Annotated in this window: 17 protein-coding genes; 8 read left to right on the plus strand and 9 right to left on the minus strand. The window is 67.7% G+C overall.

The window, feature by feature from the left end; genetic code table 11:
* The first annotated feature begins 268 nt into the window (after positions 1-268).
* Both P12x_RS27565 and P12x_RS27570 read left to right on the plus strand, forming a co-directional pair.
* Positions 269-1,456 carry a 3-dehydroquinate synthase gene (locus P12x_RS27565; protein ID WP_435008244.1) on the plus strand — a complete coding sequence of 396 codons (1,188 nt, stop codon included), beginning with the start codon at positions 269-271 and terminating at the stop codon, positions 1,454-1,456.
* 159 nt (positions 1,457-1,615) lie between these two features.
* Positions 1,616-2,116 carry a hypothetical protein gene (locus tag P12x_RS27570; RefSeq protein ID WP_435008245.1) on the plus strand — a complete coding sequence of 167 codons (501 nt, stop codon included), beginning with the start codon at positions 1,616-1,618 and terminating at the stop codon, positions 2,114-2,116.
* Between the two features lie 79 nt (positions 2,117-2,195).
* Here the strand turns inward: P12x_RS27570 and P12x_RS27575 are convergent, their stop codons facing one another.
* The gene (locus tag P12x_RS27575) at positions 2,196-3,830 is read right to left on the minus strand and encodes a SpoIIE family protein phosphatase (protein ID WP_435008246.1); all 1,635 of its coding nucleotides are present in this window, start codon (positions 3,828-3,830) and stop codon (positions 2,196-2,198) included.
* Between the two features lie 278 nt (positions 3,831-4,108).
* On the opposite strand from P12x_RS27575, the gene P12x_RS27580 reads away from it, so the two are divergent.
* Complete coding sequence (locus P12x_RS27580) at positions 4,109-5,032, plus strand: GDSL-type esterase/lipase family protein (protein ID WP_435008247.1); 924 nt, start codon at positions 4,109-4,111, stop codon at positions 5,030-5,032.
* Between the two features lie 115 nt (positions 5,033-5,147).
* On the opposite strand, the gene P12x_RS27585 is transcribed toward P12x_RS27580, so the two are convergent.
* From P12x_RS27585 to P12x_RS27595, 3 genes are all read right to left on the minus strand, one after another.
* Complete coding sequence (locus P12x_RS27585; RefSeq protein WP_435008249.1) at positions 5,148-6,029, minus strand: RAD55 family ATPase; 882 nt, start codon at positions 6,027-6,029, stop codon at positions 5,148-5,150.
* An 86-nt stretch (positions 6,030-6,115) separates the two neighbouring features.
* Positions 6,116-7,906 carry a glycoside hydrolase family 15 protein gene (locus tag P12x_RS27590; protein WP_435008251.1) on the minus strand — a complete coding sequence of 597 codons (1,791 nt, stop codon included), beginning with the start codon at positions 7,904-7,906 and terminating at the stop codon, positions 6,116-6,118.
* A gap of 45 nt (positions 7,907-7,951) precedes the next feature.
* The gene (locus tag P12x_RS27595; RefSeq protein ID WP_435011738.1) at positions 7,952-8,998 is read right to left on the minus strand and encodes a glucose 1-dehydrogenase; all 1,047 of its coding nucleotides are present in this window, start codon (positions 8,996-8,998) and stop codon (positions 7,952-7,954) included.
* A 129-nt stretch (positions 8,999-9,127) separates the two neighbouring features.
* Here P12x_RS27595 and P12x_RS27600 point away from each other — a divergent pair, with 129 nt between their 5' ends.
* Positions 9,128-9,844, plus strand: a complete 717-nt coding sequence (locus P12x_RS27600; RefSeq protein WP_435008253.1) for an arginyltransferase — start codon at positions 9,128-9,130, stop codon at positions 9,842-9,844.
* 19 nt (positions 9,845-9,863) lie between these two features.
* Here P12x_RS27600 and P12x_RS27605 read toward each other — a convergent pair whose 3' ends face one another.
* Entirely contained in the window at positions 9,864-11,729 is a 1,866-nt protein-coding gene (locus tag P12x_RS27605; protein ID WP_435008255.1) for a PAS domain S-box protein, read from the minus strand.
* Between the two features lie 728 nt (positions 11,730-12,457).
* Between P12x_RS27605 and P12x_RS27610 the strand changes: the two genes are divergently transcribed.
* A complete protein-coding gene (locus P12x_RS27610) occupies positions 12,458-13,813 on the plus strand; it encodes an amidohydrolase family protein (RefSeq protein ID WP_435008256.1) in 1,356 nt (451 codons plus the stop codon).
* On the opposite strand, the gene P12x_RS27615 is transcribed toward P12x_RS27610, so the two are convergent.
* Together P12x_RS27615 and ychF are read right to left on the minus strand one after the other, a co-directional pair.
* Positions 13,810-16,326 carry a hypothetical protein gene (locus P12x_RS27615; protein ID WP_435008258.1) on the minus strand — a complete coding sequence of 839 codons (2,517 nt, stop codon included), beginning with the start codon at positions 16,324-16,326 and terminating at the stop codon, positions 13,810-13,812. The two genes, P12x_RS27610 and P12x_RS27615, sit on opposite strands and share 4 nt — an antisense overlap.
* A 177-nt stretch (positions 16,327-16,503) precedes the next feature.
* On the minus strand, positions 16,504-17,592 hold the full coding sequence (ychF, locus tag P12x_RS27620) for a redox-regulated ATPase YchF (protein WP_435008260.1): 1,089 nt from the start codon (positions 17,590-17,592) through the stop codon (positions 16,504-16,506).
* Positions 17,593-17,916: 324 nt separating this feature from the next.
* Between ychF and P12x_RS27625 the strand changes: the two genes are divergently transcribed.
* The 3 genes from P12x_RS27625 (at position 17,917) to P12x_RS27635 (ending at position 22,324) form a co-directional block, all read left to right on the plus strand.
* Positions 17,917-18,606 carry a hypothetical protein gene (locus P12x_RS27625; protein WP_435008261.1) on the plus strand — a complete coding sequence of 230 codons (690 nt, stop codon included), beginning with the start codon at positions 17,917-17,919 and terminating at the stop codon, positions 18,604-18,606.
* Positions 18,607-18,740: 134 nt separating this feature from the next.
* The gene (locus P12x_RS27630; protein ID WP_435008263.1) at positions 18,741-19,733 is read left to right on the plus strand and encodes a DUF1559 domain-containing protein; all 993 of its coding nucleotides are present in this window, start codon (positions 18,741-18,743) and stop codon (positions 19,731-19,733) included.
* A 59-nt stretch (positions 19,734-19,792) separates the two neighbouring features.
* A complete protein-coding gene (locus P12x_RS27635; protein ID WP_435008265.1) occupies positions 19,793-22,324 on the plus strand; it encodes an alkaline phosphatase family protein in 2,532 nt (843 codons plus the stop codon).
* A gap of 257 nt (positions 22,325-22,581) precedes the next feature.
* On the opposite strand, the gene P12x_RS27640 is transcribed toward P12x_RS27635, so the two are convergent.
* Both P12x_RS27640 and P12x_RS27645 read right to left on the minus strand, forming a co-directional pair.
* Entirely contained in the window at positions 22,582-24,006 is a 1,425-nt protein-coding gene (locus P12x_RS27640; RefSeq protein ID WP_435008267.1) for a serine/threonine-protein kinase, read from the minus strand.
* Positions 23,981-24,670 (minus strand): RNA polymerase sigma factor, encoded by a 690-nt coding sequence (locus tag P12x_RS27645; RefSeq protein ID WP_435008269.1) that lies wholly within the window; start codon positions 24,668-24,670, stop codon positions 23,981-23,983. The genes P12x_RS27640 and P12x_RS27645 overlap by 26 nt, the downstream gene beginning before the upstream one ends.
* Positions 24,671-24,688: the final 18 nt, after the last annotated feature.

A 24,688-nucleotide genomic window follows, 5' to 3' on the forward strand; every position in this document is an offset into this window, starting at 1 on the left:
CCGCAAACCTCAGGAGTCGAAGGACTTTCGCCCGACGAGGGGGAGAGCTGACCCCGTTCACAAATTCGCTCCTTCGATCGAATTTGACCCGAAGGTTATTCCGAAATCGATTTCGGGATGGGACAATAGCCCGGCGGGTCGGATATGATTGGAAAGATGACGCACTGGGCGACCCATCGCGACGACTACCCCCGAGACCTTGGGGAGAATCGGGTCGGGCTCCGCGAGGCCCAGGAGCGTCAACAATCCTCGAAGCCAGGCGAATCGCGTGATCAAGACAGGAACCTCCACGGCGAGCGGTCGAGTCGAGGCCCCCTTCGCCGTCTCCTTCCAGCATCGTCTCCGGTTCACCCACGACGTCCTCGGGGCCGATCGCGAAGTACTGGTCGATCTCCTGGAACCCTCGGGTGACCAGCCGGCCCGGGTCCAGTTCTGGGTCGACGGCCACGTCGCCGACGCCCGGCCCGAGATCCTCGGGGCGCTCCGCGAGATCGGCGAGTCACGCCCCTCGCAGTTCACCCCGGCCCGCGACATCCAGGTCGTCCCCGGCGGAGAGGCGGTCAAGAACCACCCGGCGCACCTCGAAGGGATCCTCCAGTCGATCCACGACGCCGACCTCGACCGTCGGAGCTACGTCGTGGTCGTGGGGGGCGGGGCGGTCCTCGACGCGGTCGGCTTCGGCGCGGCGATCGCCCACCGGGGGATCCGCCTGGTCCGGCTCCCGACCACCACCCTGGCCCAGGCCGATTCGGGCGTGGGCGTGAAGACGGCCATCAACTTCTTCGGCAAGAAGAACTGGCTGGGCGCATTCGCGGTCCCCTGGGCGGTCATCAACGACACCGAACTGCTGGCGAGCCTGCCCGATCGCGACTTCGTCTGCGGCTTCTCCGAGGCGGTCAAGGTCTCGCTCCTGAAGTCGCCCGAGGTCTTCGACCGGATCTGCCGGGACGCCTCGAAGATCGGCCGTCGCGACCTCAAGGCGTCGCTCCCGGTGATCCGCGCCTCGGTCGAGATGCACCTGGCCCACATCACCCAGGGGGGCGACCCGTTCGAGGCCCTGGAGGCCCGCCCCCTGGACTTCGGCCACTGGTCGGCGCACAAGCTGGAGCCGATGACCAAGTTCGAGCTCAGGCACGGCGAGGCCGTCGCCATCGGCGTGGCGATCGACACGGTCTACTCCTCGATGGCGCTGGGATTCCCCCGGTCCGACGCCGATCGGGTCCTGAAGTGCCTGGCCGCGATGGGCTTCCCGCTCGATCATCCCTCCTTGAAGGACACCCGGGTCCTCTTCGAAGGGCTAGAGGAGTTCCGCCAGCACCTCGGGGGTCGGCTCACACTAACCATGCTCCGGGGGGTGGGAAACCCGGTCGACGTCCACGAGGTCGACGACGCCCGGATGCGGGCGGCCATCGAGTTCGTCTCGAAGTATCGGCCCTCAACATCACCCATCGGATGACCCGGACTTTCCCCGCGAACCGGGCCTGGATTCGGGATTCCGGGTCGGGTTCGATGGGGATTCGCAAGATATCTCCACCTCCGGCGAATTCCCCGTCGCGAGACCAGATTCGGCGAACTCGACAAATCCGAGCGTTCGGCCGCGGCGAACGGGGGCTCCATGAGCGACGAATTACGCCATCAGCGGAAGTGCTACTTCGCCTCACGCGAGTATTCCGAATCGTTCTGGGGAAAATACATCTATCTCTACCAGGGTCGGGGTAGCCTCCGGCTGACCACCGATTCGCTCAGCCTGGAGGATTGCCCCGGAGCGGTCGAGATCCCCTTCCAGGCCATCAAGAGCATCGGCCTGGATCAATTTTCGTCGTGGGCGAAGCCCTTCGGCCTCAGCCGCCTGACCGTCTCCTACACGGATGATGGCGAGCCCCGGACGATCCACCTGGTCCCCTACGAATCCGGCTTCGACCCAACCCCGGTCACGAGCGAGATCGTGGCCAATTGGCACGAGCGCCTGGGACGGATCGAGGAACTAACCAACCGGGTCCAGCCGCCCCAGGTCGAGCAGGCGGTCTCTCGAACTTTCGGGAATCGTTTCCTGTTCGCCGCCGTTGTCGCCCCGCTGGTGATCCTCGGATTGATCGGATGGTTGATCAACCACTGATCGAGCCGCCGATCCAGGGACTTCGGGCTTCGGTCCGGCTCGGATCACTTCGAGGGGGAAGGGGGCTCGCGCCCGATCCTCAACGGTCGCGGCCGAAGCAGACCAGGGCGATGTCATCGCTCTGGGCTCGGCCCGAGGCGTGGCCCCGGAGCGCCTTCAGGAGGGCTTCTCCCGCCTCGGCGACCCCATCGGGGGCGGCGAGCAAGGTCTTGCGGAGGGCCTTGGGGCCGAACTGGCGATTCTGGGAGTCCATGGCCTCGGTGACGCCGTCGGTGAAGAGGACGACCCGGTCGCCCGGACCCAGTTCGGTGGTGATGGACTGGTACTTGTGACCGGGGACCACGCCAAGCGGGGGGCCGGTCTCGACCTCGCCGATCACCTGGATGACACCCGAAGCCCGGCGGATGATCGGGGCCAGATGGCCGGCGTTGACCACCTTGATCCGGTTCGACCTGGCGTCAACGACGATCAGCAGGAAGGTGATGAAGCGGTCGAGGATCTCGGCCTCGAAGAAGTGCCGGTTGAGCCGGGCCGCCACCAGCGCCGGGTCGGGCTCGGTCCGGACCCGATGGCGGACCTCGGAGGAGAGGCTCGACATCAGCAGGGCCGCCGGCATCCCCTTGCCCACGACGTCGCCCACGGCCACGGCCCATCGCGACCAGTCGTCCTGGTCCTCGACCTCAGCCGGTTGGATCGGGATATAGTCGTAATAGTCGCCGCCGACCTCCTGGGCGGGCTCGTAGTATTCCCAGGAGGAATAGCCGGGGGCCCGGGGGCGGCGGCGGGGCAAGAGGGCCCGCTGGATCTCGCCGGCGGCGGCCCACTCGGCCTTGGACCGGAGCAGCCGATTGTTCTCGACCGTCACCCCGACCGGGACCGCAACCGCAGCCAGGAGGTCCAGGGCATCGGGCCGGAATCCGCCCCCACCGTGGCGGCTGACCAGCTGGATGATCCCGATCGGCTGCCCGGCGCTGTCCAGCAAGGGAACGCCCAGGATCGTCCGCGACGACGAGCTATCCAGGCCATCGGCCGCCGGGGTCTGGGAGCTCAGGAAGCCCTCGCCTCGGGTCATCACGTGATCCAGGGCGGTCTGCCCCAGGGTGAGGCGCTCGGAACCGCCCCGTCGGTGGCGGATGGCCCGGGGGATCAACTCGCCGTCCGGCTCGCGGGTCAGGATGAAGCCCGACTCGGCGTCGGTGAAGACCGCGAAAAGAGTATCCAGAGTCTTGCCCAGCGCCTCATTCAGTTCGATCGTCCCGCCCAGGTTGTGGTTGATCTCCAGGACGGCGCGCAGGACGTCCTCGGGCTTGGCGACGCTGGCCACGACGTCGAGCGAGGTCAGGTTGCCCAGGGTTCCCAGGATGGTCGAGCCGCCGTCTTGGTCATCGACCTTCACCGCCTGGCGGCGGAAGATCAGCAGGTTGTCGCAGATCTTGATCCTCGCCCCGTCTCGGAGCTTGGACGGAGCCTTGGGCGTGAGCTTGGTCCCGTCGAGAAAGGTGCCGTTCCGGCTCTCGCAATCCTCGACGTAGAACCCCTCAGACCTCCGGTAGACCCAGGCGTGGAGCCACGAGACATCCTTGCGATTGAGCCCGATGTCCGAGGCGGGGTCGCGGCCGATCCGGATCAGGTCCCGGTTCAATTCGAACAGCCGGCCCGGCAGCACGGGGCTGATCAGTTCCAGCGTCGGCGCGACCTGCTGCGACTCGGACATGGCGATCGACCCGTTCCCCTCAATCCCGAAGCCGGCCGGACGAGCCCGGACTCGACCCTTCGATTATCGCGGGCCGGTCCGAGCTTTCCTAGACCATGCCCGGGACCCCGGCAGCCCGAAGGCCCGATCAGCGCGAGGCGAGGGCTCCGACCGGCAAAATTTCGGCCGATTTTGATGTAAAAGCTGCATTGTGTGATTTGCAACGCCGGACTAGGATACCGCGCCATCTCATCAAAATCGGATGCTCGATGGGACTTCTTGACACGGAGGTTGATTCGATGCGACGGTCCCTCATGGCCACGCTCCTGATGTTGTCCCCCCTGGGCCTCGCGTCCACCGCATCGGCGGACGCCATGACCTACCTGTCGCTGGGCGACTCGGTCGCCTTCGGCGAGACCGACTACGCCCACAACCCGTCCAACGGCAACCGGGGCTACGTCAAACCCTACTCCCAGTACCTGGGCGCGAAGTACGGGGCCACCCCCAACGTCGTCAACCTGGGGATCGACGGCGAGACCAGCGCCAGCCTCCTGAGCGGGACCGGCCGCGTGCCCTATGCCCCGGGGATCTCCGACGCCCAGCTCGCCGGCCTGAACACCCGGTACGACAACAACGCCGGGGTCAGCCAGAACACCCGGTTCGTGCAGGCGGTCGGCAACCAGTGGGCGCTGGGCAACACCATCAGCGACGTGACGATCTCGCTCGGCGCCAACGACCTCTTCAAGCTGGCCGGCGACCCCGCCTTCCAGGCCGCCTCGCAGGCCCAGCAGCAGGTCATGCTGGCCCAGTCGATGGGGTCGCTGGCGGCCAACTACGCGACCCTCCTGAACGAGGTGAAGGCACTCCTGCCCAACGCCCACGTCGTCCTCCTGGGATCGTACAACCCGTTCCCGGCCGACCCAAGCAACCCGCTCAACCCCATCGCCGCCCCGGCGATCCAGGCCCTCAACGCCACCATCGCGGGCCTGTCCCAGCAGTTCGGCGCGTCCTACGCCGACACCTACTCGCCGTTCGTGGGGCGCGAAGCCCAGCTGACCCACATGGTGGACATGCCGGGCAACGTCCACCCCAACGCGGACGGCTATGGCGTGATCGCCGGCGCGATCGAATCCGTCCCCGAGCCGTCGAGCCTGGCCGTCCTGGGCCTCGGCATCGCCGGCCTGGGATTCCTGGCCCGTCGCCGATCGCGGGCCGCGGCCTGAGCGGCCGGTCGAGAGTTGAGCGGAGGAGATACTCACACGGCCTTCGGCCACCCTCTCCCAAAGGGAGAGGGACTCTTCCGGCTCCGCATGGCAGGGGGCTGGGCTCAGTTCAAGATCAATCGATCTCCAGACCTCGATCGGTGAGCCGATAAGGCCGGATTTCCTCCGAGGCGGCGCTGCCCCGGTGCTTGGCGACGTAGAGCGCCCGCCCCATCCGGCCCGCCTCCTTGGTCCGGCCCATCAGGATGATCGTGTTGGCGTTGGAGAAGACATCCCCCTCGCCGATCGGCTGGGCCATCATGTCGTCCAGCAGGACGTGCGGCGTGGTGTACAGGTAGAGGCAGCCGATGCTCCGGTGATCGTACCGGTGGGCGTGGACCTTCTCGGCATTGGCCCGGTACAGCTCGCGGAAGACCTCGCGAGCCGCCCACTCGTCCTCCTTGCGGAGGACGTGCTGGTAGAGGTACTCGAAGAACTCGAACTGGATCGACTCGGCGAATCGCTCGGTCGGCTCGATCCCGTCGACGACGACCCGGCGCGAGCCTCGGACGAACTGCGAGTAGAAGTAGGCGGCCGCCCCCCGGAGGACCCTCGCCAGGTCGGACTTCCAGGCGTGCCACTCGTCGGGCTCGAGGTCGCGCCGGGTGACCCGACGTCCGGCCCTCGCGAACGGGTGGAAGTAGTCGCCCGGCTCGTGCTCCAGGTCCCAGATCGGCCCGACTTCGACCGGTCCTTCGGCCTTGTGCTCGCGGAGGTCCCAGCCGAACTGGTCGAGCGCGTAAGGCTCGTGATTCTGGGCATCACCACGGCTGGAGAGGTCGCAGATCACGCCGCGATGCCCTTCGGCCTCCCGGCCCTGATCGGCCCAGCGGAGCCCCAACTGCGTCTTGCCCGCGCCGGTGGCCCCGGCCAGGACCGTGAGCGTGCCGGGCATCAGCCCCCCGCCAAGCATCCGGTCCAGCCCCTCGATCCCGAACATCTGCCGAGCCATCGCCATCGCCGATCCGCCTCCGTCGTCCCTCGTGGTGGGGCCCTATCTTAGTCGCCGATCGAGGGATCGGACAAGGCGTCCGGGCCGGAGGTTCAGGCCACCCCCTCGCCGTCGGTCGGGCCTCGGTGGCCGCTCAGGTGGAAGGCGGAGTTGATCAGGGCGACGTGCGTGAAGGCCTGGGGGAAGTTCCCGGTCATCCGGCCGAGATGGGGGTCGTACTCCTCGGCGATCAGGCCGACGTCGTTGCAGAGGCCGACCAGGCGCTCGAAGAGTTCGCGGGCGTCGGCCTCCCGGCCGAGGAGGTGGAGGCAATCGACCAGCCAGAAGGAGCAGGGGAGGAAGGTCCCCTCGCCCGGCGGGAGCCCGTCGGGGGCCTTGGTGGTGTCGTAGCGTTGGACCAGGCCGTCGACGGTCAGCTCGCGTTCGATGGCCTCGATGGTCGACCGGACCCGGGGGTCGCTGGCCGGCAGGAAGCCGTAGAGCGGGATCATCAGCAGGCTCGCGTCGAGTTCCTTCGACCCGTAGGACTGCACGAACGCCCCGCGATCGGCGTCGAAGCCCTCGCGGCAGACCTCGGCGTGGATCTCGTCTCGGACGCCCCGCCATCGGTCGAGCGGCCCCTCCACGCCAAGCTCCTCGATCGATCGGATGGCGCGATCGAAGGCCACCCAGGCCATCACCTTGGAGTGGGTGAAGTGGCGACGAGGTCCGCGGATCTCCCAGATCCCCTCGTCGGGCTCGCGCCAGACCCGCTCCAGCGAGGTGTAGAGTGAGAGGCCCACGGCCCAACCGTCCTTGGTCACCTCCAGCCCGGCCTTGCGGCACTCGTACATGGTGGCGGCCAGCTCGCCGAAGACATCCAGCTGGAACTGGTTGGAGGCCGCGTTGCCGACCCGGACCGGCCTGGACCCCTCATACCCGCCCAGCCAGGGAAGCTCCCATTCGTCGAGGCGTCTCCGACCGTCGATCCCGTACATGATCTGGAGGGTCTCGGGGGTGCCCGCGATGGCACGCTGGAGCCAGCCTCGCCAGGCCTTGGCCTCGTCCAGATAGCCGGCGTTGGCCAGGGCGAAGAGCGTGAAGGCGGCATCGCGGACCCAGCAGATCCGATAGTCCCAGTTGCGGACCCCGCCGATCGCCTCGGGCAGCGAGGTCGTGGGCGCCGCGACGATCCCCCCGCTCGGCGCATAGGTGAGCGCCTTCAGGGTGATCAGCGACCGGAGGACCACGTCGCGCCACCGCCCCTGGTAGCGACACCGAGAGGCCCAGTCCCGCCACCAATCCTCGGTATCCAGCAGCGTCAATTCGGGGTCCACCCGGTCGGGCTCGGGGCCGTACGAGCGATAATAGGTGAGGTCGAACGAGACCCGCTCCCCCGCCGAGACGGTGAAGTCGGCCACGGTGGTCATGTCCTTGCCGTGGAGTTGAGTCCCGGCGATCACCCGGGTCAGGTCCGGCCCGGCGGTGGCCGTGATCCCCCCGTCGACCCTCCGGACCCAGGGGACGATCGAGCCGTAATCGAACCGAAGGATCAACTCCAGGTGCATCGGGACCCGGCCGCTCACCCCTTCCACGATCCGGATCAGGTCGGGGGCCTCGCTCCGGGGAGGCATGAAGTCGATCAGCCGGACGGTCCCCTCGGCCGTCTCGTACTCGGTCTCCAGCACGAGGGTGTCCCCTCGATACCGACGCCGGGTCGAGATCACCTCGCCGACCGGCGCGATCCGCCATCGGCCGTTCTCGGGGCCTCCCAGGAGCGCGGCGAAGCAGGCGGACGAGTCGAACCAGGGCAAGCAAAGCCAGTCGATCGACCCGTCTTTCGCCACCAGGGCGGTGGTCAGGCAGTCGCCGATCAGGGCATAGTCCTCAATCCTGGAGGGCATGTCGGGAGATCTCTCGGAGTTCGGGCGACCCGGCAACTCGGTTGCTCAGTCGCGGAAGGTGATAATCGGCTTGACGTCGGAGGCCTGACGATCGAGGGCCTCGTGCCATCGGTCGAGCGGGACCTTCCGGGTGATCAGGCGGCCGAGCCAGCCGGGGTCGGCCCCGGAGAGGGCCCGGGCGGCCTCCTCGTAGTGGCGTCGGTTGGCGTTGACCGACCCGAAGACTACTCCGTTGGACAGGACCATCGAGCGATTGATCGCCCCGGCGTCGACCTCGAGCTCTCGGCCGCCCGAGGAGACGCCGGTCAGGCAGATGATCTTGTTGGGCGTCGAGCGGGCCATCACGTCGAAGATCAGACGTCCGACCCCGGTACATTCCAGGACCACGTCGGCGGACTCGCCCAGGTCCTCGATCCCCTCGGAATGATAGGTCGCCCCCAGGTCGCGGACCAGGGCGGGCTTGGGGCCGTCGGTCACCCGATCGAGGACGTGGACCTCCAGGCCATGCTGGACGCCGATCATCGCCGCCAGCAGGCCGATCGGCCCGGCCCCGGTGATCAGGGCTCGCCGGGGCGACCAGGCCGCGCGGTTGCCGATCCGCTCGACGTGCTCCCAGGCCTTGGCCACCACGCTGGTCGGTTCCAGGAGGACCCCGAGGTGCCCGAGCTTCGAATCCACCTTCACGGCGAATTTCGGCTCGATCCGGTAGCGTTCGGAACCATACCCGTCCCGCTCCTTGATCCCGCGCTCGGTGTACTTGCCGTTTCGGCACATGTCCCACTCGTCGACGGCGCAATTCGGGCAGGGGACCGGGTCGGGCCTCCGGACGATCCCGACGACGAGGTCGCCCTCCTCCAGATCGCCCCCCCCGGGGGCCTCGACCACCCGCCCCAGCGACTCGTGCCCGATGATCAACCGCTCGCGCCCCGGCGGGGCCCAGCCGTAGTTCCCCCGGAGGATCTCGTGGTCGGTCCCGCAGACACCGATGGCCATCACCTCGACCAGGACCGAGCCATCCTCGACGGGCGGTTCGGGCACCTCGTCGAGCCTGGCCGAGCCCGATTTCCGGGGAATCACCGTCAGAGCTCGCATCATCCCTCCTTCGAACCGTCGCGTCCCGCCCCCGCCGCATCTTGTCTCGGGAACCTCCCAGTGCTATTTTCGGGCCGAGGCGGCCGATTTTCGCCAATCGGCGCGGATTCGCGGGAATCGGGACGGACCATGAAGATTTCCGCGTCCATGTTCGACCCGCCCAGCCGATGCGGTTACCTGCCCGATCGCGACTGGCGGCTGGAATATCGGATCGCCTTCGAGCTCTCGGCCGAGGAATATGCCGAGCGGATGCTCCGGGGCTGGCGTCACTTCGGCCGGGCCCTCTTCCGGCCGCGATGTCGAGGCTGCACGGCCTGCCAGCCGATCCGGGTCGTCGTCGATCGCTTCCGCCCCGATCGCTCGCAGCGTCGGGCCTGGAAGGCGAACCGGGGAGACCTCCGACTGGAGGTCGCCGACCCGGCCGCCGGCCCCGGACAGCTCGATCTCTACCGGCGCTATCACGCCTACCAGGAGGCCGCCAAGTTGTGGCCCTCGCGCCAGGACGAGGACCAGGCGTCGTACCACGAGTCGTTCGTCGACAACCCGTTCTCGTCGACCCGCGAATGGCGGTTCTTCCTGGGAGAGTCACTGGTCGGGGTCGGCTACGTCGACGACCTGCCCGTCGGCCCTTCGGCGATCACCTTCATCCACGACCCCGCCCACCGGTCCCGATCCCTCGGGACGTACAATGTCCTCGCCTTGATCGAGCATGCTCGTGTGCTGGGCCAGCCCCACGTCTACCTCGGCTACTACGTCGCGGGATGCGCCTCGATGGCCTACAAGGCCCGGTTCGCCCCCAATCAGACCCTCGGGCCCGACGGCCGGTGGTGCGACTTCCTCGAGTGATCCGAGGCGTGGGGGCTCCTCAGACGGCCACCTTTCGGATGGCGTCGATCAGCGTGCCGATCCTCACCGGCTTGACCAGATGATGGTCGAAACCGGCTTCCCGGCTCGCGATGATGTCGTCGTCGGAGCCGAAGCCGCTCAGGGCGATCCCCTTCATGCCGAGGTTCTTCCGGAAGTGGCGCATGATCTCCAGGCCGCTCCCGTCGGGCAGCCCGATGTCGCTGATCAGCAGGTCGAACTTCGGGTCGGAGGCCACCGCGAAGGCCTCGCGGACGCTGGACGCGACCTCGACCTGGAAGCCGTTGAGCTTCAGGAGCCGGGCGATCGCCCGGAGCGTGTCGGGATTATCCTCCACCAGGAGGATCTTCAGGGTGCCGGCGACCCGTCCCGGATCGGGTCGCCGGGCGGGTGGCTTCTGCTCGATCGGCGGGGCTATGGACTCCAGGCTCACGACGAAGGTCGATCCCTGGCCGCGCCCCAGGCTGGCGGCGGTCAGGGACCCGCCGTGGAGGTCGACCAGATTCCGCGCGATCATCAGCCCCAGACCCAGACCCCCCGATCGATGCATGGCCGATTGACCGGCCTGCTCGAAGGGGTCGAAGATCATCTCCAGGAATTCCGGCTCGATGCCCATCCCCGAGTCGGAGACCTCGACCACGATCCGGCCCGGTTCCGGATTCGTCGTCCGGATCGAGATTCGGCCCTCATCGGTGGTGAACTTGATCGCGTTCTTCAGCAAGTTCCAGAAGACCTGCTGGAGCCGCGCGGGATCGCCCGAGACGTGGCTCTCCCGGGCCCGGAAGGCCATCGCGACCTCCAGGACCTTCCGATCGGCGTCCTCCCGGCAGATCTCCAGCGTCTGCCAGAGCACCCGATGAACGTCGACGACTTCCGGGTAGATGGTGAGCTTGCCCTGGCCGATCCGCGTCACATCCAGCAGGTCGTCGATCAGGCGGGACTCCAGCTCGACATTCTTGCGCATCGAGACGATCTCGTCGCGGAGGATCGGCGGGAGATCGAGCATCTCCTCGACATAGGAAAGCGTGGCCAGGACGGGAGTCAGCGGGGTCCTGAGCTCGTGGCTGAGGACCGCCAGGAATTGATCCTTCACCCGATTGGCCCTCTCGGCCTCCAGCCGGGCCTCGTCCAGTGCGGCCTCATACCGTTTCCGTTCGGAGATGTCACGGGCGATCTTCGAGGCCCCGATGATCCGCCCCCGGTCGTCGATGATCGGCGAGATGGTCAGCGAGACCTCGATCGTCCGACCATCATTAGCGACCCGGACCGCCTCGTAATTCTCGATCCGCTCGCCCCGCCGGATCATGTCGAGGATGGCCGGCTCGTCGTCTTGATGCTCGGGCGGGATCAGGAGCTCGATCGGTCGCCCCAGGATCTCCTCGGACTTGTACCCGAAGAGGCGTTCCGCCCCGGCATTCCAGGAGGTCACGACCCCGTCGAGGTCCTTGCTGATGATCGCGTCCTCGCACGACTCGACGATCGCCGCCAGCCGGCCCTTGGCCTCCGAGGCGATCCGGTCGAGCGTAACCTCGCGGGAGATGCCGAAGCTCCCGACGATCTGGCCCCCCTCGTCCCGGACCGGCCCCTTGGTCGACAGGAAAGTTCGGGCTTCCCCGTTGATGATCCCCTTCTCTTCGAACGTCAGCGTGACCCCTCGCTCGCGGACCTGCCGGTCGATCTCCATCACCTGAGACGCGAAGTCCTGATCGAGGAAGTCCGAGTCGGTCCGGCCGACGATCTCCTCGATCGGGAACCCCAGGATCTTCCCCAGCGCCGAGTTGGCGATCAGGAAGCGACCCCGATCGTCCTTGACGTAAACCGGGTCGGTCGTCCCCTCGACCACCGACAAGAGCAACCTGTCATTCATCCAACCGCCACGATCCCCAACGGTTGCATCGGTCATTTCGCGTCCTTTACCGGCGATTTCACACTCCCGAGATCAGATCGAGGCCGGAGCCCCGACCGACCGGGCCACCTGGAACTGAAGTTCGGTCGCCCCTACCGAAACCGGCCCGAGCTTCTCGCCGTCCGTCGGCTTGATCTCGTGCCTGATCACTTCTGTCCCCATCCCCCTCGGTTGCGATCAGGGAGGTGTTTGGGGAGCTACCCTCAATACTTATTACTTATTGACCTAGATTAATTAAACTTGCATCGCCTCCTATGGCACACAAAAGCGGATCCGTAGCGATTCCCACCGGCGCGAGTCATCGAAAACGCGCACCTTCGATGGATGTCGACGTCAATCGAACACATCAAATCTGCTGGAGTTAGGAAATGCCAATCCGAACCGATGACACTCTCATCAAATGATACCATCGGTTTAATGCCTGCCCCCGGTTCATCATAGCCAATAATGCGATGGAACCATCCATTATTTTTAAAAATCAGCAAATCAATAGAAAAATTTGAATTCAATTGCGAGGACAAGCGTGGACTCTTCATCTCATACCGGCATCGGTGATCAACTCCGGAAGGGGAGGGCCGTTGGTTGTGCCCCGTCGAGGACGAGACTATCATCTTCCCGATCCCGCCTCGGATCATCGAGCCTCCGGATCTCCTACCACGGGCCTCATCGAGAAGGAGTAAGCCACTCCGATGACACGATCCCTCCCGATCGCGGCCGTGACGGCCGCCTGCGTCCTTGCCGTTGCCGGTGCCGATCGAGCGGCGGGCGGGGGGGTCTTCGCCGGCCTCAAGGAGATCAATCCCCCCGCCGAGGCCGAGGCCGGGCAGGTCGTCGCGATCGTCGGTGCCCGCCTGATCGACGGCCGAGGGACCCCGACGGTCCCCGACTCGGCCATCCTCCTCCGGGGCTCGCGGATCATCGAGGCCGGGCCGCGAGCCTCGACGACGATCCCCGCCGGGGCTCGCGTCTTCGACGCCTCGGGGTTCTCGATCCTCCCCGGCCTCGTCGACACGCACTACCACAACGACGGCGACGGTATCGCGACCGAACTGCCCGCCCTGGTCCTGTCGAGGGGCACCACCACCCTTCGCGATCCGAGCCTCCCGATCGCCGATTACGACCCGGTCCGCCGGGCCGACCGGCCGATGCCGCGGTGCTTCCTGACCGGCCGGCACTTCGACCAGGAGCCCCACGCCTACCCGCACGACGCGGTGACGGTCCGCTCGCCCGAGGAGGCCCGGGCCACCGTGGCGAGCCACCTCGCGAAGGGGGCCTCGGCCATCAAGGTCTACTTCCGGCTGCCCCTGGAGGAGATCCGCGTTACCTGCGAGGCCGCCCACCAGGGGGGCGTCCCCGTCACGGCGCACCTGGAACTGGTCGACGCCGATGACGCGATCCGGGCCGGGCTGGACGGGATCGAGCACGTGACCTCGTTCGGCACCGCGCTGGCGAGCCCGGCGGCGGCCGAAGCCTTTCGCGAGGCCGTCCGGCGGGACAACGAGGCCCGACGGGACGGGAGGTATCGCCTCTGGGCCGACATCGACCTCGACGACCCGGCCAGGGTCAAGCCGCTGGTCGACTTGATGCTCGAACGTCGGGTCGTCCTCTCGGCCACGCTGGCCGTCTTCGAGCGGCGGGCCGGCGACCGGAACACCGAGGATTTCCACGTCCGGGGATTTCGCCAGATGCTCCGATTCGTCGGCCTCTGCCACCGGGCCGGGGTCCCGATCGTGGTCGGGTCGCATTCCGGGGTCCCCCACGCCGGGCACGGCTGGGCCTACCAGCGCGAGCTGGAATTGCTCGTCGAGGCGGGGCTGACCCCCGCCGAGGCGATCGAGGCCGCCACCCTGCAAGGGGCCCGCTTCCTGGGCTGCGCCGAGCGTCTGGGGAGCATCGAGCCGGGCAAGGTCGCCGACCTGATCCTGGTAGCGGGCGATCCCCTGGCGGACATCGGCGTGATGAGGTCGGCCCGCCACGTCTTGCTCGAAGGTCGATGGGTCGGCGAGCCCCCGAGGTCGGCGAAGGCTCCCGAGGTAAGGCCCTAATCCCGGCCCCGCCCGAACGCCACCCCGGCCGCGAGCAGACCGGCTCCGATCGCCAGGGCCATCAAGGAGGTCGCCCCCAGGGTCCTCGCGCCGGGCTCGATCAGCCTCGGACCGATCAAGGCCACGAGTGCCCCGGGGACGGCGAACGCGGCGATCCGGACCCCGTGGAAGAAGGACGAGACGACCAGGATCAGGCCCGCCACCCCCAGGCCGAAGCCGTCGAGCCGGCGCGCGATCATCTGCGGGACGTGCTCGATCTGGACATCCCGGGTGACTCGGGCGGCGTCCTTGACCCCCCGGACGTTCCCGGTGAGCTTCTGGCCCAGCTTCTGGACGTCGGCGACCGCCTTCTCGCGGTCCGTCGTCGCGGAGAGGGCGGCTTGCTGGATCTCCCGGGCGTCGATCAATTGATTCTGGTGCATCCAGACCAGGAAACCGGCCAGCAGGACGCCGCCGGCGAGGAACCGGGCCCTCGGACCGAAGAGCACCTCGACTCCCGTGATCAGGGCCTCGCGCCAGGCGGGCGGTCCGTCCGGGCCTTCGATCGTCTCGATGGCCGTCAGGAATTCCTCGGGGCGTTCGGTGGCCCGGTGCAAAGCATTCGCCAGCGGAAGGCCGACCGACTGGTCGGGCGATCGCCGGTACTGGCGGGCCAGCGAGACCATCGCCTCGGCCGCCCGGTGCGACTTCCGGCGGGCCGTAAGCAGGGGGACGCCTCGGGACTCGGCCCCTCGCTCCTCGATCCCCTGGAGCAACGCCAGGTCGCGTTCGAATCGCCGGGCCTCGATCTGGCCGTCGAGGAAGTCGACGATCGGGTCGCGCCAGGGGGCGAAGCGGGCCCGACGCTTCCCCCCGGCGTCGACACCCCAGCGAGCTCGGGCCGACCGGAGGGCCTCGTAGCCGAACAATGCCTCGAAGAACTCCTCCCACCGGGGCCCCGCTTGCCGGCAGACGAACCGTCGGACATCATCCTCGGCCACCCCCTGCCGCCGGAGCCCCCGGATCAGGGCCTCGGCCCGCTCGATCGCCCCGGCGCGTCCCTGGGCGATCGGGCGATCGACCGCGAAGTGATAGGCCCCGGCCAGCCCCCCCGCGACCAGGGCCAGGAAGATCCAGGTCCCCAGCAGGCTCGAACCCCACAAGGCCCCGACCACCAGGGCCACCCCCGCCGCCAGGGTCAGGATGTTGCCCCGGCCCCCTCCGAGGACGAATTCGCGAGCCCGGTCGAAGATCGGATCGCCGACCAGGAGCCCCCGGAGCTTGACCAGCGACCAGGCCGTGATCGCCCCGAAGGCCAGGGCCCCGATCGCGGTCAGGGGCTTGCCCACGAGCAAGGCCAGGACGACCAGGAGCGAGCAGAGGCCGACGGCCCCCGCAACGATCAGGGGGCGGACGCGGGCCAGGGGAGGCTCGTGGAACTCGCGCAGGCTCTCCTCGATCTCGGCGGACTCGGCGTCGTTGGGGGCGAACGGACCGGCCACGCCGAGCTCGGCCTCCAGGGCCCGGATGGCCGAGCCGAGATCGGGGTAGGGGGGCTCGTGCCTGGCGTCGGCCATCCGATGGGCGACGCTCGCCAGGCCGGGCGGGATGGCCCGATCGCCCCGCTCGCCGCCGATCAGGGTCTGCAAGGCCCGCCCGAGCGCGGCGACATCCTCGCGGGCGAAGGCGGGGGGTGGCTCGGGCGGGGGGGCCGGATGAGGGCCGGGGCCGCCGGCCAGCTCGATCGGCGGGCGGGCGAGGAACTCCGGGGTCTCGGGCGTCAGGCCGACCCCGAGTCCGGTCAGGCGGATCAGGCCCGAGGCGTCGACGTGGATTTCGTCGAGCGTCAAGCCTCGGTGGTAGACCCCCTGTTCGTGGGCCAGCCGGAGCCCTCGGGCCGCGTGGAGGATCGCCGAGACCCGCGCCGTCCGGTCGAGGCCCGCCCGGCCCCGGGCCGGGTCCGACAGCGGATAGCCCCCCGGGGCCTCGGTCGCGAGGAAGGGGAAGCCCCGAGCGACCCCGATCTCGCGAGGGTTCGCCAGGTTGGGATGACGGAGCTGGGTCGCGGCGAAGGCCTCGCGGGCCAACCGCTCGACGTATCGGGCGTCGGAGGCCCACCGGGGCTTCATCACCGAGAGCCGGAACCGGCCCCGGATCTGCCACCGATGGGCCCGGTAAGACGCGCCCGACCGGGTCATCGCCAGGAGGTTGCCCACCCGATAGCCCCCCATCGACCGGGGGGGCTGGAACTTCGGCTCGGGGGGGAGGCTCGGGGACTGGACCTCCTCGGTCGTCCCCTCTTCTTGCCTCGGCCGAGGCGGGATCGGCCGGGCCATCTGCTCGACCGTCTCGTCGGGGTCGACCTCGGGGGCCGCTTCAGGGATCGGGGCAACCTCGGGGTCTCCCGGGCCTTCGGGGACGTTCAGCGAGAACGGTCGGCCGCACTTCGGGCACGAGATCCGGAACCGACCGGGGCGCGGGTCCTTGATCGCGATCGACTTCTGACAGAGCGGGCACTGGATCGGCTGGCTCACGGACGGCTCCCGGACTTCGATTCGACTCGCGGGTGGATGCCTCCATTGCTCCCGTCAGGGACGCCCAAGTCAAGACGCTGGCCCGGGCATCAGTCTTGAGATGGGAAGCTTTGTGACGTAGGGTGGGTCGAGCGGAGCAAGCCCCACCCTACACGTTCATGACTCGATGCGACGATCTCAATTGAACAGGAAGTGGCAGATGTCGCCGTCCTGCATGATGTAGGCCTTCCCCTCGACCCGGAGCTTGCCGGCGCCTCGGATGTCCTTCTCGGTCTTGTAGTGCTCCAGGTCGGCCAGGGTGTAGACCTCGGCCCGGATGAAGCCCTTTTCGAAGTCGGTGTGGATCACCCCGGCGGCCTGGGGGGCGGTGGCCCCGATGGGGATGGTCCAGGCTCGGACCTCGGTCTCGCCCGCGGTGAAGTACGAGCAGAGGCCCAGGACCCGATACGCCTCGCGGGCCAGGACGGTCAGGGCGGGCTCGGCCAGGCCGGAGGAGGCCAGCATCTCGGCGCGGTCGGCCTCGTCCAGCTCGGCGATCTCGGCTTCGAGCTTGGCGCAGACCGGGACCACCGAGGCTCCCACCTGCGCGGCGAACTCGCGGACCTTCAGGACCAGCGGCCCCTGACCTTCCAGGTCGGTCTCATCCACGTTGGCGACGTACAGGACCGGCTTGGCGGTCATCAGGCCGTAGCTGTCGATCGCCTTGGCCTCGAACTCGTCGAGCGTGAACTTCCGGAGCGGCTGGTCGGTCGCCAGGTGGTCCAGGCACTTCTTGATGGTCTCGGCGCGGAGCTTGGCTTCCTTGTCGCCGCTTTTCGCGGCGCGTTCGGCCTTGGGCAGGGCGTTCTCCAGCGTCTGGATGTCGGCCAGCATCAGCTCGATCTCGATGGTCTCGATGTCGGAGACCGGGTCGACCGTGCCTGCGACGTGCACGACGTCGGGGTCCTCGAAGCACCGGACGACCTGCAAGATCGCGTCGACCTCGCGGATGTGGCTGAGGAACTTGTTGCCCAGCCCCTGGCCCTCGCTGGCCCCCTTGACGATCCCGGCGATGTCCACCAGCTTCAGGGCCGCCGGGACCAGCTTCTTGGGGACGATGTACTTGCTGATCCTCGCCAGCCGATCGTCGGGGACACTGACGATCCCCTCGTTGGGCTCGATCGTGCAGAACGGATAATTCGCGCTCTGGGCCGCCTTGGAGCTGGTGAGGGCGTTGAACAGGGTGCTCTTGCCCACGTTGGGCAGACCGACGATGCCCGCTTTCATGGTGCCGACTCGACCTCACCGGGGAAACCTGCCAGGGGGAAAACTTCGCCGGGACATCCTAACACCCGAGGTGCTCTCCTGTCTCGCCCAAGCTTGCAGCGGCCCCGGCGAAGGGGAACCCGCCCAGATTTCCGGTCCGGAGTCGCCCTGGGATTTTACGTGTCCTATGGTCTTGGAAAATCCGAGCCGCAGGGCTCGTGGGAGGGGCAATCCGAGGGATGCCAAGCCGGAGAACACGCCGCGACCCTTCGGATCAGCGTCCGGCCCCCGACGCCAGGCGAAATTGAGGTATCGACCCAGATGATCCCCGAGCACGCGCGAACGATGGCCAGCCGGATCCGCCCCCAGGCCTCGCGGGGCCGGCGGAGGCGGACCCACACCTCGGTGGAGATCCTGGAGCGGCGGGATAATCCGGCCACCTTCGCCGCGCCCGCGAACGACCCCTCGGGGCTCCTGGATCTGATCCAGGGGGCGAACGAGATCGGGGGCATCAACTCGATCATCCTCCAGCCGGGCAGCCAGTACGACTATGGGTCGCCCGACAACTACTGGTTCGGGCCGAACGCGCTGCCGGCGATCACCAGCAACCTGACGATCATCGGCAACGGGGCCACGATCGCCCGGGCCGGCGGATCGGCCGCGAACTTTCGCCTGTTCTGCGTCCTGGGCGGTCCGGGTTACGGGAACAGCTCGGCAGGGACGCTCACCCTCCGGAATCTCACCCTGACCGGCGGGGTTGCGGGCGGGGGCAAGGGCCGACGCCCGCTGGTGAAGGTCCTCGACGGCCGGACCGGCGACCAGATGGCGAATCAGTTCGCCTTCGGCCGGGACTTCCGCGGCGGGGTCCGCGTGGGCGTGCTGGGCGGGCCGAACGGGAGGGCGAATCTCCTCGAAGGGGTCGGTGAATCCGGCGGGACGACCGTCGTCGTCCGCGACGGCCGGACGCTCGGCAAGATCCGTGCCTTTGACGCCTTCGGCAAGCGTTATCGTGGCGGGGTTTACGTCGCGGGGTGATCATCGGGGGCGTCGGGCGGCGACGGGCGGGCGAACCTCCGCGAAACTTCACGGATCGCCCATCCGGCCGACACATCACCGAACTATCGTGTGATTTCTCGCCTACCGAATTCCGCCCGCCCCGAGGCCCCACCGTGATCCGACGAGCCCCCCATCCGACCCGCCCCGGATTCACCCTGATCGAGCTGCTCGTGGTGATCGCGATCATCGCCGTGCTGATCTCCCTCCTGCTGCCGGCGGTCCAGGCCGCGCGCGAGGCCGCCCGGCGGATCCAGTGCACGAACAACCTCAAGCAGCTCGGCCTGGCCATGCACCCCTTCGAATCGGCCAACGGCTTCTTCACCCCGGCGGCCGTCGACATGCCGTTCCCCAAGCTGAACATCAACGTGGGAGACAACGGCCAGCCCCTGCCGACGAGCCAGCTGGTCCAGCACGGCTGGTCGGTCCTCCTGCTCCCCTTCGCCGAGCAGTCGGCGCTCTACAACTCCTACAATCTCAAGCTCGATTTCCGGAACCCGGGGAATTCGACGGTCCTGACGACCCAGTTGAATCTGATGGCCTGCCCCTCGACCCCGAACTCGGGCCGGTTGGACTCCAACAACTCGGGAGGCTTCAAGGGCTGGCAGGCCGTCGCCGGCGACTACGCCCCCAACAACAGCGTCGCGGCGACCCTGGTCAACGCGGGGTTCGTCGCCCCGGGCACCTATGCCGGCGTGATGCAGGCCAACGTGGTCCGGACGATCGCCGAGATCACCGACGGGACCTCGAACACCGAGGTCATCGCCGAGGACGCCGGCCGGCCCGACCGCTGGACTCGCGGCTACAAGGTCCAGCCCTCCAACCCCGTCGGATCCTCGCCCCGGATCCGCGTCTCGGGGGCCGGGTGGGCCGACCGGGATAGCCCGTACGGCCTCCACGGGTTCACGATGGATGGCAGTTCCAACCCCGGCCCTTGCCACACCAACTGCACCAACGCCAACGAGGTCTTCAGCTTCCACCCGGGCGGGGCCAACAACCTGTTCGCCGACGGTTCGGTCCACTTCATCAAGGAAACCGCGGCCATCCAGGTCTACGCGAACTTGATCTCGAGGGCCGGTGGCGAGATCATCTCGGCAGACGCCTTCTGAGCGGCCGGACGGCCCGCGGACTCCACCCCGACGAGACACCCGACCCGAGGAATCAGCCCATGCCCCAGTTCACGCGACTCAAGGCCGCCGCGCTCGCCGCGGCGGTGGCGGCCACCCTGGCCGTCCCGATCCTGGCCCAGGACAGGACCCAGACCGCCGGCCCAATCGCCGGGGGATACCTCCTCCCCAACGGCTGGACCATCTCCCCGGCGGGCGATCAGGTCATCCTGCCCGACCTCCCGCTGAACATCCTCCCCCTGGCCGACGGCAAGCACGCCCTGGTCTCGTCCAACGGGTACAATGACCACGACCTCAGCCTGGTCGACCTCGCCGACAAGTCGGTCGTGACGCGACAGAACGTCCGCGAGAGCTGGTTCGGCCTGGCCCACGCCCCCGAGACCGGCCGGGTCTGGTGGGCCGGGGGCGGCAGCGGGATCCGCCACGCCTTCGAACTGCAAGGGCGCGAACTCCGCCGAGTCGGGCCCGACGAACCCGACCCCGTCGCGAAGACCAAGAAGCAGAAGAAGGCCGAGCCCAAGTCGTTCCAGGGGGACGTCACCTTCGACCCGGCCACCAGTGTCCTCTACTCGCTCGACATCGACGCCGGGACCCTCACCGCGATCGACACCAACAACAGGGCCTCCGATCGGACCGCCTCGATCGGCGGGAAGCCCTACGACCTGGCCGTCGCCCGGAACGGGTCGCGGCTCTACGTCTCCGACTGGGCCGGGCGGGCCGTCCTGGCGATCGACCCGGTCGACCTCCGCGTGGTCGCCCGGATCGGCGTGGGGGAACACCCCAACCAGATCGCGGTCCACCCGAAGGACGACCGGATCTTCGTCGCCTGCGCCTCCAGCAATAGCGTCTCGGTGATCGACGCCCGGCGAGGGATCGTCACCGAGACCATCATGACCAGCCTCTTCCCCATGGCTCCCGAGGGGAGCACGCCCGACGCCCTGGCCGTCAGCCCCGACGGCGAGACCCTCTACGTCGCGAACGCCGACAACAACTGCGTGGCCGTCGTCGACATCGAGGCCCCCAGCCGGAGCCAGGTGAAGGGGTTCATCCCCACCGGCTGGTATCCGACCGCCATCGCCGTCACCCCCGACGGCAAGAACCTGCTCGTGGGCGTCGGCAAGGGGAACCAGACCAAGGCCAACCCGTTCTTCACCGACGAGCAGAAGCAGGCCAACCAGGCGACCGCGAAGACCAAGAAGGCCGCGGCCCGCCCGTTCCCGCACATCGGTACCACGCTCTCGGGCGCGCTCTCGATCGTCCCGGTCCCCGACGAGAAGGGCCAGGCCGACTACACCGCCACGGTCTACAAGAACTGCCCGTATTCCGACAAGCTCCTGACCGACGCCCCCCACCCGACCAAAACCGCCATCCCCACCAGGGTCGGCGACCCCTCGCCGATCAAGCATGTGATCTACATCATCAAGGAGAACCGGACCTACGACCAGGTCTTCGGCGACATCGAGAAGGGCATGGGCGACCCCTCGCTGGTCATGTTCGGGCGCGAGGTCACGCCCAACCACCACAAGCTCGCCGAGGAGTTCGTCCTGCTGGACAACCTCTACTGCAACGGCCAGGTCTCCCGGGACGGGCACCCCTGGTCGACCATGGCCTACAACACCGACTACGTCGCCCGCGACTGGATGCTGACCTACTCCCGGCGCGAGGGGGTGGACGACGACGATGAGGGAAATCTGACCAAGGCCCCCTCGGGCTATCTCTGGGACTCCTGCGCCCGGGCCGGGCTGACCTATCGGAGCTATCGAGAGGCCGGCCGGAGGGTCAGCGAGGCCGACGGATCGGTCAAGTTCGAGGCCGCCGTGCCAGGCCTGGTCGGTCACATGGCCCCCAACTACGGGATCCCCAAGGCACCCGGCGAGCGCGATCGCGACACCGAGAACGTCGAGGAGTTCCTCCGCGAGTTCCGCGAGTTCGAGGCCAATGACAACCTCCCGCAGTTCATCGTCATGAGCATGGGCGAGGACCACACCTCGGGCACCACCCCCGGGGCCTTCACCCCGGCCGCCTGCGTGGCCAGCAACGACCTGGCCCTGGGGCGGCTGGTCGACGCCGTCAGCAAGTCGAAGTACTGGAAGGAGACCGCGATCTTCGTGATCGAGGACGACGCCCAGAACGGACCCGACCACGTCGACGCCCACCGGACCGTCGGGCTGGTCATCAGCCCCTACACCAAGCGCAACCACCTGGACAGCACCCAGTACCAGACCGTCAGCATGATCCGGACGATGGAACTGATCCTGGGCCTGCCCCCCCTGAGCCAGTTCGACGCCGCCGCCCGGCCGATGTTCGACTCGTTCACCGACCAGGCCGACCTCACCCCCTTCGACCATCTCCCGGCCCGGATCGACCTGGACGCCAAGAATGACGCGCTGGCCTACGGCGCCGATCGCTCCTCGAAGATGGACTTCAGCGAGTACGATCGGATCGACGACTTCGAGCTCAACGAGATCCTCTGGAGGGCCATCAAGGGGAAGGACGCCCCATTGCCCCCCGCCGTCCGCCAGGCCATCGCCTATCGACCGAGCCCGGTCGCGGCCCCGGCCCGCCCGAACTGACCGGCCAGGATCGCACCAGGCATCCGACCTCGAACTGAGATCGCCCGGGGGTTGCTCCGGGCGATCTCGTTGTTTGAGGACCCGGCCTTTGCTCTTGCCCGGGTTTCCTGAAGGCTTCCAACCCCCGCCGTGGGGGGAGGGCGTCGAAAGAGTCACTCTCTCCCGAAAGGATTGGCCGAAGGCCGGGACGGGGTCCCCTCCGATCCGCCCGACGGGCCCGCGATGAGCTCGGGGCGACACTCGGACTTTCGAAGCCATCACTTGTTCACTTTTCTCATCGTCATGATCGCCTGATCGGCCCCCTCGATGAAGTGGACGAAAACGTCGTTATTTCCATTGATCGTACCCTCGACCCTCGCCTGCTCGATGACGTTGGCCCGCGGAATCCCGGCGAGTTGCTCGATGAAGTGCCACTGGACTGCCTCGGCGTGGACCGAGCCCTTGGCGCGGAACGCGTAGCTTCCGGTATCATCCCGGGTCTCGTAGAGACCCTCGAACTCGTCGCCCTGCTGATCGGTGATTTTCAGCTGAACTTTGTGCCTGGTCTCTTTGGGGTCCGACGTCCAGTAGAACGTCCCGGCCCACTTCGATCCGGCCTGGAGCGGGTTCACCGCAGCTTTCTTCCTCGGGGAGAACCACCATCCGCCCGCGGCAGCGATCGGGATGAAAAGGGCGGAGGCCAGGGCCACTCGACGCGAGACACGTCGAGTGTACCGATCGAGCTCGGCGGCCAGCTCGACCGCGGAGGGTCGCTGATCCGGGTCGGCGGCGAGCGCCCTTTGACAGGCTCGCCTCAGGCGGTTGGGGATGCCGGGAGCCTCCAGGGCCTCGCGATTGGCGAAGCCCTGGCGTGCTCGCTCCAGCACCTTGGATCGGGTTTCTCCTTCGTTCGGGACGCGGCCGGTCAGGAGATGGTAGAGGACACCCCCCAGGCCGAAGACATCGGCCGCCGGGCCGATCCGGTCCACGTCCCCGCGTGCCTGCTCGGGGGCCATGTACTCGGGGGTCCCGCCGAAGGTGCCGTCCGCATTCTCCGACCAGATATCCCTCAGGCGAGCCATGCCGAAGTCGATGAGTCGAGGATTTCTCTTCTCGTCGATCAAGATATTCGCCGGCTTGATGTCCTGGTGGACGATCCCTCGGTCGTGGAGATACGCCACGGCCTTCGCGATGGCGGCGAGCGTGGCGGCGGCCTCTTTCGGGGTACCCTTCAGTTGATCGGTTCGCTGCGCGAGGGAGCATCCTCGGACCAGTTCCATCGCCAGCCAGGGGCGGCCCTCGTGGACCCCGACGTCGTGGACCTTGATGAGGTTCTCATGACGCATCTCGGCCATCACACGACCCTCTTTCAGCAGCCGGTTCCGCTCGCTCACCCCGTCAACCAGGCGAGCGTGGGCGAGCTTGATGGCGACGTCCCCCTGGAGGTCCTTGTGGAAGGCGCGATAGACCGCACCCTGGCCGCCCTCGCTCAGCAGGTTGACGATGATATAGGGACCGATCATCTCCGGCTTCGATCCCGCCGACGCTTCCTTGCTGGACAAGGTCGCATCGTCGGAGAATTGCTCCAGTCGGGCTCGGCATTCCGGGCAGAGATCGAGATGGTCCCTCGAGTCGAAGCTGACCGTCTCGCCGTCGGCGAGGCGACGCAGCAACTCATCAGCGAGGCAGGAGGTCGTCGGCATCGAACAGGTCTCCCAGGTCCAGAACAAGGACGTTGCGAAGTCGGGCCAGGATCCGGGACGTGTTGACGTCGACAACGTTGGCGGTCAGGCCAAGCTCGGTTGCGACCTCGACGCTGGCTCGGCCCCGCAGGTAGTGCTCCTCGAAGCATGCCCAGGTTTTCGAGTGCGATCGGCCGCGGACCTTAGCCTTGGCGTACTCGAGGAGCCGCCGGCGGTACTGCTTCTTCCAATCGTCATCCTCGACTTCGCCGTCTGTTGCCCCACGATCCATCCTCCCGGCCCTCTCCCCCTCGGCCTCCACCCAGACTCTCTCGGCCCGAGCCCGCCGGACATCGCGACGGGCCCGATCCACGAGGGTCCCCAGCATCACTCGCCAAAGCCAGGTGCGGAATCGCCCGCGCCCTCGGTCCAGCCGGAATCCGGGAAGGGCCTTGACCAACCGGATCAGGATTTCCTGGACCACGTCGTCCCCTTCCTGGCCGGCGATCCCTCGCTTCCTGACGTAGGCTCGAAGCAGCGGCTTATACAGGGCGATGAATTCTCGCCAGGCGATGGGATCCGCCGTGTTGCGGACCCGAATGAGGAGCGAGCTTCTCGTCGTCATCGTGGAAGGCAGGCCCGCTCGGGCTTGGTGAGCCGAGCTACCGCCTCGTGTGCGAATCATTACCGCCCCCTTCCGGGA

It is taken from the genome of Tundrisphaera lichenicola (assembly GCF_051175385.1).
GTDB lineage: Bacteria > Planctomycetota > Planctomycetia > Isosphaerales > Isosphaeraceae > Tundrisphaera > Tundrisphaera lichenicola.

Coding starts and splice junctions, on each gene's coding strand:
- P12x_RS27570 (WP_435008245.1), top strand. CDS start 1,616: ATGAGCGACGAATTACGCCATCAGCGGAAGTGCTACTTCGCCTCACGC.
- P12x_RS27575 (WP_435008246.1), bottom strand. CDS start 3,830: ATGTCCGAGTCGCAGCAGGTCGCGCCGACGCTGGAACTGATCAGCCCC.
- P12x_RS27580 (WP_435008247.1), top strand. CDS start 4,109: ATGCGACGGTCCCTCATGGCCACGCTCCTGATGTTGTCCCCCCTGGGC.
- P12x_RS27585 (WP_435008249.1), bottom strand. CDS start 6,029: ATGGCGATGGCTCGGCAGATGTTCGGGATCGAGGGGCTGGACCGGATG.
- P12x_RS27590 (WP_435008251.1), bottom strand. CDS start 7,906: ATGCCCTCCAGGATTGAGGACTATGCCCTGATCGGCGACTGCCTGACC.
- P12x_RS27595 (WP_435011738.1), bottom strand. CDS start 8,998: ATGCGAGCTCTGACGGTGATTCCCCGGAAATCGGGCTCGGCCAGGCTC.
- P12x_RS27600 (WP_435008253.1), top strand. CDS start 9,128: ATGAAGATTTCCGCGTCCATGTTCGACCCGCCCAGCCGATGCGGTTAC.
- P12x_RS27605 (WP_435008255.1), bottom strand. CDS start 11,729: ATGAATGACAGGTTGCTCTTGTCGGTGGTCGAGGGGACGACCGACCCG.
- P12x_RS27610 (WP_435008256.1), top strand. CDS start 12,458: ATGACACGATCCCTCCCGATCGCGGCCGTGACGGCCGCCTGCGTCCTT.
- ychF (WP_435008260.1), bottom strand. CDS start 17,592: ATGAAAGCGGGCATCGTCGGTCTGCCCAACGTGGGCAAGAGCACCCTG.
- P12x_RS27625 (WP_435008261.1), top strand. CDS start 17,917: ATGGCCAGCCGGATCCGCCCCCAGGCCTCGCGGGGCCGGCGGAGGCGG.
- P12x_RS27635 (WP_435008265.1), top strand. CDS start 19,793: ATGCCCCAGTTCACGCGACTCAAGGCCGCCGCGCTCGCCGCGGCGGTG.
- P12x_RS27640 (WP_435008267.1), bottom strand. CDS start 24,006: ATGCCGACGACCTCCTGCCTCGCTGATGAGTTGCTGCGTCGCCTCGCC.
- P12x_RS27645 (WP_435008269.1), bottom strand. CDS start 24,670: ATGATTCGCACACGAGGCGGTAGCTCGGCTCACCAAGCCCGAGCGGGC.